General features: G+C 33.2%; 9 protein-coding genes. 6 read left to right on the top strand and 3 right to left on the bottom strand.

Annotated features, from left to right (window positions below; translation table 11 throughout):
- Window positions 1-19: 19 nt before the first annotated feature.
- On the bottom strand, window positions 20-1,390 hold the full coding sequence (locus DS031_RS12855) for an ABC transporter substrate-binding protein (RefSeq protein ID WP_113806467.1): 1,371 nt from the start codon (window positions 1,388-1,390) through the stop codon (window positions 20-22).
- A 298-nt stretch (window positions 1,391-1,688) separates the two neighbouring features.
- Window positions 1,689-2,462, bottom strand: a complete 774-nt coding sequence (locus DS031_RS12860) for a GT-D fold domain-containing glycosyltransferase (RefSeq protein ID WP_245947407.1) — start codon at window positions 2,460-2,462, stop codon at window positions 1,689-1,691.
- Window positions 2,463-2,716: 254 nt separating this feature from the next.
- Between DS031_RS12860 and DS031_RS12865 the strand changes: the two genes are divergently transcribed.
- From DS031_RS12865 to DS031_RS12885, 6 genes are all read left to right on the top strand, one after another.
- Window positions 2,717-3,166, top strand: coding sequence for a hypothetical protein (locus DS031_RS12865; RefSeq protein ID WP_113806469.1), 450 nt, complete (start codon window positions 2,717-2,719; stop codon window positions 3,164-3,166).
- A 134-nt stretch (window positions 3,167-3,300) separates the two neighbouring features.
- Complete coding sequence (locus tag DS031_RS12870) at window positions 3,301-3,630, top strand: hypothetical protein (RefSeq protein ID WP_113806470.1); 330 nt, start codon at window positions 3,301-3,303, stop codon at window positions 3,628-3,630.
- A gap of 679 nt (window positions 3,631-4,309) precedes the next feature.
- The gene (locus tag DS031_RS12875; protein ID WP_113806471.1) at window positions 4,310-4,561 is read left to right on the top strand and encodes an HPr family phosphocarrier protein; all 252 of its coding nucleotides are present in this window, start codon (window positions 4,310-4,312) and stop codon (window positions 4,559-4,561) included.
- Window positions 4,562-4,636: 75 nt separating this feature from the next.
- Window positions 4,637-4,882, top strand: coding sequence for an HPr family phosphocarrier protein (locus DS031_RS12880; protein WP_113806472.1), 246 nt, complete (start codon window positions 4,637-4,639; stop codon window positions 4,880-4,882).
- A 79-nt stretch (window positions 4,883-4,961) separates the two neighbouring features.
- Entirely contained in the window at window positions 4,962-5,093 is a 132-nt protein-coding gene (locus DS031_RS24470; protein WP_281269123.1) for a hypothetical protein, read from the top strand.
- A 26-nt stretch (window positions 5,094-5,119) separates the two neighbouring features.
- Complete coding sequence (locus DS031_RS12885; RefSeq protein ID WP_113806473.1) at window positions 5,120-5,437, top strand: hypothetical protein; 318 nt, start codon at window positions 5,120-5,122, stop codon at window positions 5,435-5,437.
- A 715-nt stretch (window positions 5,438-6,152) separates the two neighbouring features.
- On the opposite strand, the gene DS031_RS12890 is transcribed toward DS031_RS12885, so the two are convergent.
- A complete protein-coding gene (locus tag DS031_RS12890; RefSeq protein WP_113806474.1) occupies window positions 6,153-6,905 on the bottom strand; it encodes an NADPH-dependent oxidoreductase in 753 nt (250 codons plus the stop codon).
- Window positions 6,906-7,500: the final 595 nt, after the last annotated feature.

Consider the following 7,500-nt stretch of genomic DNA (forward strand, 5'->3'; position numbering starts at 1 on the left):
GCAGATTACTTTCCGATTATTATTTTTTATAGCCGCCTTCTTCTGCTGCTTTTTCTGCTAAACGCTGCGCTTCTTCCATTGCTTCATCAACTGTTTTTTGACCAGCGATTGCTGCTGCAATTTGCTGACTGACTTCTGTCCCAAGCTGTTGGAATTCAGGAATCGTTACATATTGAATACCTTTATACGGAACTGGATCTACCGTTGCATTTTCATAGTCAGCTTTTTGCATAGATTCTAAAACCATATTAGAAAACGGTGCTGCTTCTTGATACTTAGAATTTTCATATGTTGATTGACGAGTTCCGGACGGCGCTACACCCCAGCCTTCTGTTTCGCCAACTTTTTCAATGTATTCTTTGCTTGTTGCCCATTTAATAAATTTAAATGCCTGCTCTTTGTTTTTACTTGCTGATTCCACTGCAAGCGACCATGCCCATAACCAGCCGTTATTATCTTTTTCCTGCTTAGGCGCAAACGCATAACCGATTTTTCCAGCTACTGCTGAATCATTTGGATTGTTTAAAAAGCCTGCTGCAACTGTTGCGTCATACCACATACCCGCTTTCCCTGTGGACATTAATGTAAGTGCTTCTGTAAATCCTGTACTTGTTGCACCAGGTTGTCCTGCTTCATTTAACAAATCAATATAAAACTGGACAGCTTCTTCCGTATTGTCACTGTTAAGCTTTGCATTCCAATCTGTGTCATACCATGAACCGCCGAATGCGTTTACAATTGTATTTAACGGTGCCATCATTTCGCCCCATCCAGGAAGACCGCGAATAATAATACCTGTTGTACCTGTCGTTTCTTTAATCGTTTTAGCCATTTCAGCTACTTCATCCCATGTAGGATTTGTCGGCATTTCAAGTCCCGCTTCTTCAAAAATTTCTTTGTTGTAATACAGCATGCTGCTTTCACCGTAGAAAGGAAGCGCATACAGTTCATCGTTATAAGAAAGCGCATCTTTTAATGGTTGAAACACATCGTCGATATCATATGCCGCTTTTTCTTCTTCTAATAATTCATCAAACTGCGGTGTTAAAGAATCAATCCAACCGTTTTGTGCCCAAATCGGTGCATCATATGTTCCAATTGTTACAATGTCAAACTGTCCTGCGCCAAGTGCGACATCTTCAGTTACTTTTTTACGAAGATCATTTTCAGGAAGAACAACAAATTCAACATCAATTCCTGTCTCTTTTTCAAAATATTGTTCGGTCATTTTCTGCATAATTTTCATATCCGGGTTGTTTACTGTCGCAACCGTTAACTTACCACCTTCTCCTGACTCGGCACCTCCTCCTGACTCAGTGCTGCTGCATCCTGATAAAACGAGTGCTGCCAACAAAGAGATACAAACTAGTAAACTAAAAAAATTTTTCATAAAAATTCCCCCTCTGCAATTTATTATGTTTATTGGTTTCGCTTACAATTTTAATTTTAGCAGGGGGAAAGGCCTTTTACACGCTTTATATGTCAGAATTTTGTCACATTAGCAACATGACAAAGTTTATAGAATTCTTGAAAACACTGTGTTGGTAAGGTTTTCAAAACGTAAAAGCACTGACTTATCAAACGTTGCTGTTTGCTTCTTTACCACAAAAGTTATGAGATCTAGGGTTTATCCCTAGCGTTCATGTTATTAAAAATTATAGTTCATTAAACATTAAAAGCATTTTATATTACATATTCATTAAATTATCTAAACCAATAATTTCATTGATCCATGTATCTGTTACAATCTCATTTGTTACAAATGTTTGCATCCCAGAACCAATATCAAAAGCTACTTTTCTATACTTTTGCGCAATGTAAGGCGCCAAAATAACAGCATTTACTCCAGCTGCTAAAAAACAAATATCAAAAGAAAAATGATCAATTTGTTTTTTTACTTCTGGTATATCTTCATATTCATAAATAGGGATGGCCCCTACAATTTTACAGCCAAGCTCTTTTGCATATTTTTGCTCTAAAGCAGTTTTTGCTTTAGGAGCCAAAGAACCGATTAATAATACTCTTCTATTTTTAAGAAGTTCTTTAAATTTCTGTTTTTGTGATTTCATAAAAACCCTTCTAATGTTTGCTTCAAAAAACGCTGCAGGTTCTATATTATAAATGGATAAAACTCTTTCAGTAATTTCTTTCGCATTTTCTTCAATCGTATTATACCCTATTATATCAGCTGCTTTTACTGCTTCTAACAATTCTTTTTGAGCTTTTGGATTCGGAAACCTTATTCCTCTATGATAAAATCCTTCTTTCACACCTTTATTTGCAATTTCTGACTCTCTCTGGAGATGAAACTGATATTTTTTGAGCACTTCATCCGAATGGAATCGATCTTGTCCCATCACAACTGCCTCTGTTTGACCTACAGATATAATTGAGCAAGGTTTCTTTTTTTCAAGTGATTGTATGAGCCGACTCATTAATTCACTGCTGTTTAATTTCTTCATCACCATCTTCTTCCTTTCCCTCATTTAATAGGATTTCAATCTATTAATACCAAATTATGTAATGTCCGAAAAGGTGTGACGGTTAAAGTCTAAAACAACAGTGAATTAGAGAAAAAACTATGTACATTAACCATTATTTCTCCATAAAATGTTTGTCTACAGTAAATTTTTATTTCTTTAAATATTTTTTAGGGGACAGACTTGATTTTGTTATTTGCTTCATATATTTATCTTAAATGAAAGGAGGAGTTAACATGACTGATCAACAAGCGCTGGAACTATTAGTTGGATATGGTATTGTCTTTTTTATTGTCACATTTGTTCTTGGGTTAGTTGGTTATTTGCTAATTGGATTTGCATATTTAAGCATGACTAAACAGCTTAACATTCCGAACGGCTGGCTCGCCTTTATTCCGTTTGCCAATGTGTATATCCAAGGTGAAGTGGTAACAGAAAAATTAAACAACAAAGGCGGGCTTATCTTTTTATTAGCTTTAATTGCCGCGATTGTACTAGGTGCCATTCCAATCCTCGGAATTATTATTAGTATTGCCTTTGCTATATTAGGTTTCATGGTCTTGTACTGGACATATAATAAGTTTAGTGAAAAAGCCTTGCTAATGATTATCTTCAGCATCCTTTCAGGCGGCATTCTTACTCCGATCTTTTTGTTTGCGATTCGCAACAACCCAGTGCGAGGATAATAACATAATCCTTCTTACATTTACCATGTTTTTAAAAACCCCTCTCATTTTTCACTCTATTTCTACAAAACATAATCCTTTTCAAATCTTGTAAGTTAAGATATGATGATAATATTATTTTTAATAAGGAGGGGATGACAGCGATAAGTCGTAATAGTTATTTTACGCTCTGTTTACTATTGCTTTTATCAACATTAAGTCTTTCCCACCATACACCGATTCATCATACAAAAGCTTTTGTTGATGAAAATATGCAGCTCCCAGTTGATTTATATGTAAAAGATGATCATAAAAATAGTAAGTTTCTAGCTTCACTAACTTCGCTAGTATCCTTAAATAGTGTAATTCTGTTAGTTGCTTTAACGTTAAGACGACTCACATTTAAGTATCCATTCTCACTTTTCTTTTTATTAGCTGTTTTTTATCAGTCATCTTATTTTCGCAGACCATCGTTTACTCCATAAAAAAGATCTCATTTTAAAGGAGGAAAACGATGATGTTTTTCATTCGCATGTTACTAATTGGAAGTTTTTCCTTAACTGCGCTAAGTCTTATTCTTTTTCAAGGAATTGAGATTTTCCACGCGTTTATTGACATGTTTATAAAGAAATATTAAAAATAAGCAAATAACCGCATGAAGATGCGGTTATTTGCTTATTTCCTCCATTTTCATTAAAAATCCTTTCGACTTTTCCCTACATTCTTTTCATGGAAGATACACTTACAACAGTTGTATAAATTTCTTTTTAAATTGATATGATGAAAATAATAACAAAGGGAGCGTGATATTCAAATGAAAGGATATAAATAAACCTCATTTTTCTAAATGTTGCGATCATTTATTTATTACCACATTTGAAAAAGTTCTTCTCTCCTGATTACAAGTGGTTTCCTTTCCTCTTTCCCCTTAGAATGAATTCAAAAAAGGGAGAACTGCTCATGACAAATTACGAGGAACAGATTTTAATTAAAAAGATTAGAAATCTCATAAAAACCTTTCAAACTAACCCTACCTCTGATTACCATGCTTTCCTGCAAATTCTCTCTTTAACCGAAAAATTAACTTCCACAATTAATAATTCCAACTAACAATAAGAATAGGTTTTACGATTGCTTAGATGCTTTTAAAAAGGAGGCAGTTGTATGAAAACCGCTATTCAACTTTTTTTACCTGATTGTTTAAATCATAAGAAAATAATGGAACTTGTTTCAACAGCAATTAACTTTAATTGTGATATTTTCATTGAAAAAAACAAAGAAAAGTATAATGTTAAAAGCTTTATAAATATGTGTACAATGAATGGTCTAAAAGGGGAGATTTTTCTATACGCTGTTGGATCTGACTCTTCTACTGCGATGGAAAAACTGTACCCCCTCTTATTAACAAACAAATAAATAAAGTTATCATCAATTTTTTTCATCCTTCTTCTTGCAGCAAAATAAACTTTTTAATAAAAAGGAGACAATAAGATGGAATACTCCACTCAATGTTTGCTTTCTAAAAAGATAAATCATGAACAAATTATTAAATTAGTATCTAAAGCGAACCAGTTTGATAGTTATATTTTAATTGAAGCAAATAATATGGTCCTGAACGCTAAAAGTTTACTAAGCATGTGTCAACTGCCTCAGTCAAAAGGAGCTATATCACTAACTGCATTTGGAAATGACTGCAAATCAGCGATAAATGAGCTAAAACAACTTTGCATTGAATAAAAAACAATAATTTGATAAAAAAATTCTTTCTTTTGCTTTTTATAGCAATGTCATTTACTCAGCAGAAAGGATGATGAAAGTGATTGAATCAACAGATTGTTTTTATGAACTGCTTTTAGACTTATGTGCGGTAGAGGAAGACACGCTTCAAACACCGAGAGAAAGTGATGAAGCCAACGTTTTAGAAGTAACGATGGAGATGGCGGTTTAATCATCATTAACTTAGGGGGGCTTTTTATGAAGGTGTGTTATCCGCTTCGAGTTGGCAAGATTGTGAAGGTAATAAATGAAGAACTTCCAATATGCGGAGAAATATGTGAAATAAAAGACAAACAAAAAAACGGTCAATTTCTTATTAAGTCAGCAGACGGTTTAACTTTCTCAGTAAATAAAAGTGATGTTGCCCCATGGTTAACAAGTAAACAAGAAATGGCTCTTTATGAAGCACAGCTTTTCCAACTGCAGTTGTTAGCAGTAGAAATTAATGACCATCATTGGTTTGATGAAATAGGGAAAATGCTAAGCGAATTAAAGGTGAAGCAAAATAATTATTAAATGGTTTGAACTTTTAAAATGGCGGTATAAAAAATAGATATAAAGTAAAAGTTCAGCACAACACTTATTATCAAGATCAATCAAAAAAGGTGATAAAAACTTCCATTAAAAGGAGTTAGTATGATGTAGAATTTCAAAAAGTGGAGATATGATAAAAATAAGGTGAAGCCCATTCTTTTAAACAAAGATCAAATAATCCGCTATAATACTCTATTTCTTGAATTTCAACGTTCCTTCAAGCGACCTTTAACAATGAAGGAAAAAAGTTTTTTAAAGTGGGTTGTTTTAAAAAATATTTCTATAGAGACAATAAAGTAGAAAAAATAAACCTCTAGGTATTGTTCCTAGAGGTTTATTTTTTAATTTTTTTATTCTTTCCATTTCAATTAAATTTTTTATAAAGGCAAAATTATTAATTAGAAAAAATTAATAATGATACAATTAACAAAAGTTTAGATATAAAACTGCAGGCAACACCAATCCATGGCAGCACTTTTAAAAACCTCCTCTATTAGCAATTTACACTTAGTATGCGCAAATTAATGGAAATGTTGCATGTCATTTTAATTACATATAGGTGCATAAAAAAACAACCTACCACTCACTGTGATAGGCTTGAAGGGGGAAAGTTCATGTATGAGAAAACTTACTGCTTAGCTTACTTTCATACTAGCACGCTTTCATTCGACATATACGTAATATGTCATGTTTTATATCATAGTTTTTTAATATTTTTACAAGTAAACCCTTGCTGTTCGACCATTTGTGCAATACTTGGATAATAAGTTTGTTTATAAAAAGATGTAACAGCTTCTGACCATGTTGTATCTTTTTCACCATTTGTTCGTTTTTTCATATATTCACTATACGTTTCATCATATGTATTTATGGTTTTCTGTAAGTCACTGTTATAGCTTTCCTGATGATAAACCGCTTCTTTTGGTAGACGAGGTTTCTGACCTGGATCCTCTGCTCCATAGCCTACACATAACCCAGAGATTGGCAGTACATACTTTGGCAGCTCTAACAATTCAATAACTTCTAATGGATTACGTCGAATACCGCCAATCGGTACAATTCCTAACCCGCTTGATTCTGCTGCTGCAATCGCATTGCCCATAGCAAGCCCTACATCTGCTGCGCCAACTAAAAGCGCATCAATATCATCAAGTGCCTCAAGTGTAACATTTTCTTTTTCAGCAGCGAGCTGTGCACGGTAAAAATCCGCACAAAAAATTAAAAATACTGGTGCTTCTTTAATATGTGCTTGGTTTCCGCAAAGCTCAGCAAGTTTTTGTTTTCTTGCTGGATCTTTTACAGCAATAACAGTCACTTGCTGACCGTTAATCCATGAAGGTGCTGCTTGTGAAGATTCAATCATTTCGTTTAGTAATTCCTCTGGAACGTCTTTGTCTAAATAGCTGCGAAATGAACGATGATTTTTCAATGTTTTAATGGTTTCATTCATCTATTTTCTCCTCCTTTTCCGTCTATGTACTAGCTTATCTTAGCTTTTATGAATTTTCAAAAGATATGAATAAAAGTAGGAAACAAAAAAACACTCATGTCTTTCATGCAGTTAAGTTTGTTTGGCTGTTGTTATTTATCTATCCATACTTAATTTTTCTTTAACAAGAAGAGGCAGCCATAGAAGAACTAAAATTACCTCCAAGGAAATCCAAATAAGATATATCGGGTTTAAAGATTTTAAAAAATTGTCTTTTCCCTTTTGTTTATGCGTTGATTTTTTAGTTTTAAAATAGGAGCCTAAATATCCAGTAACTTTCCACGTATAAATAATTCCAATAACAAAATAAATGATTAATATTATCAGAAACATACTCATTTTTTAAAAGAACCGCCTTTTATACCAAATTTACCCACGTAAAATTAGAGTTCTCTAAATCCATTTAAATTATCATAATAAAAAATAAAAGAGGCTGGGACATAACTAGCTTCAAATAATGAAAAAAGAGAAATTGCGGACGCAATTTCTCTTTTTTCATTATTATGCCTTATATCAGTTGTTGTTGGCTGTGAATTTTCTTAAATTCACAGCCATT

The organism is Bacillus taeanensis (genome assembly GCF_003318295.1).
Classification (GTDB): domain Bacteria; phylum Bacillota; class Bacilli; order Bacillales; family UBA6769; genus Maribacillus; species Maribacillus taeanensis.